Raw genomic sequence first — 1,691 nt, 5'->3', positions numbered from 1 at the left:
TCTTTATTTAAAACTTTGCAACAGAACCATCTTATGTTATAATATTTTAATTAACGTGAATTGCAGGCGAAGTGCGGTTAAAAACATTGCCGTTGAAATAGAAAGGTGTTATTATGAGGATTAATATCTTACAACACTCTCCAAATGAAGGCCCTGGTTTCATAAAAGATTGGGCACTTGAAAGAGGTCATGACATTTATGTTTATCACCCCTACTATTTTGACGGTATACTTCCTAACGAAAAAGACACTGATATGTTAATCATCCTCGGTGGCCCTATGAGTCCAAACGATGATTTGCCTTGGATTAAAGATGAGCGTAAATTAATTCAAGAACTTATTGATAGAAGCATACCAATATTCGGCGCCTGCTATGGAGCCCAACAAATTTCTAAAACTTTAGGATACGATGTTTCAAAAGCACCTTATAAAGAAGTTGGTTGGGCTCCTGTTTATCTCAAAAGTAATTCAATTCAAAACATTCCACCTAAATTAAGTGCACTACATTGGCATGAAGAAATGTTTGAGATTCCAAAGGAAGCCGAGTTATTGTTCAGTAGTGATTTATTGGAAAATCAAGGTTTTCTTCTAAAAAATATAATTGGATTACAATTTCATTTTGAACCTACAAAAACAGATATACATGAAATTGTCGTAAATGATGCTTCTTATGCTTTGAATAACAATGCATTGAATCAATCTCCGAAAGATATTTTGACTAATGATTTTCCAAGTGAGAATAAAGAAACAATGTTCAAACTACTTGATTACATTTCACAATAAACATATTGAGAGAGCAAAGGAAGAAATCCTTTGCTTTTTTCATCCCTCCACCACTTTCACTAAATCAACTCCGATGGTTTTGCCTGCGAGGTAAATATATAAGATATTTTCATTCTTACCCGTATTTACCCATTTTAGAAACTGTTCATCATCCTTATTGAGAAATTCGTCAAAACGCTCAAACTCAAATTGAGATAAATCACAACTTAATAAATGTTTCATCCAGCTACTTTCCTTAATGCTTTTCGGAATCGTGAGCTGGGGTTGAGATTCAAAATAATATGGTTGAGCATCTTCATCCCAAAGTTTATGAAATCTTAATTCTTGCTCATGATTATGAACTAGTATTTCAAACGCTGCTTCTTTACACAAGACCTTAAAACAAGTCGAAAAAGAAATGCTTTACTATGACAAGTCCGTTGACCGTACGAAGATTACCAGCAAGAACACACCAAAAATAAAAGTCAACATTCCCCACGTTTATAAATAAGCCAATATAAAGTCTTATAAACAGCGTTAAACTATTAAGTGGTAAATTTATACTAGCAACGTTCTAACGTTGCTTAAAATGCAAAATATGAGCTTCTAGGGCTATTGTAGAATCCTTTAGCACTTTAAAAACGAACTTTCGCTTTGACAAGCGAACTGCTTCTGTCGTCAAGCAGACCAACGAAGCCCAACCAAAAGACTTGCCAACACAAACCGTTGACAAGCCTTTCAGTTAGGTTACTTAGAAAGATAGGTGTTTGTTTGATGTTTTGTACTCAATGACACGTAAAGTTGCTTAGAAAGCAGAATAGGAGCTTGTAGGATTGTTCTATGTTGCCATGTTGAGCGGTTTTGATTTTGACCTTTTCTTTTGACCTTGATTTTAAGATTTTTAAACGGAGTGAAAAAAGGCTATGCCTA

2 protein-coding genes are annotated in these 1,691 nt (G+C 34.4%); one reads left to right on the top strand and one right to left on the bottom strand.

The features are described 5' to 3' along the window. Positions 1-113 precede the first annotated feature (113 nt). The gene (locus RR45_RS10795; protein ID WP_021464853.1) at positions 114-782 is read left to right on the top strand and encodes a type 1 glutamine amidotransferase; all 669 of its coding nucleotides are present in this window, start codon (positions 114-116) and stop codon (positions 780-782) included. A gap of 39 nt (positions 783-821) precedes the next feature. On the opposite strand, the gene RR45_RS10790 is transcribed toward RR45_RS10795, so the two are convergent. Beyond that, positions 822-1,154, bottom strand: coding sequence for a hypothetical protein (locus tag RR45_RS10790; protein WP_072353701.1), 333 nt, complete (start codon positions 1,152-1,154; stop codon positions 822-824). Positions 1,155-1,691: the final 537 nt, after the last annotated feature.

This window comes from Pseudolactococcus chungangensis CAU 28 = DSM 22330 (assembly GCF_002441885.1).
Taxonomy (GTDB): domain Bacteria; phylum Bacillota; class Bacilli; order Lactobacillales; family Streptococcaceae; genus Pseudolactococcus; species Pseudolactococcus chungangensis.
The sequence above is the reverse complement of the archived record's forward strand: the minus strand, read 5'-3'. Positions and strand labels throughout refer to the sequence as shown.

Excerpts from the sequence above, each read along its gene's own strand:
- RR45_RS10795 (WP_021464853.1), top strand. The coding sequence starts at position 114 with ATGAGGATTAATATCTTACAACACTCTCCAAATGAAGGCCCTGGTTTC.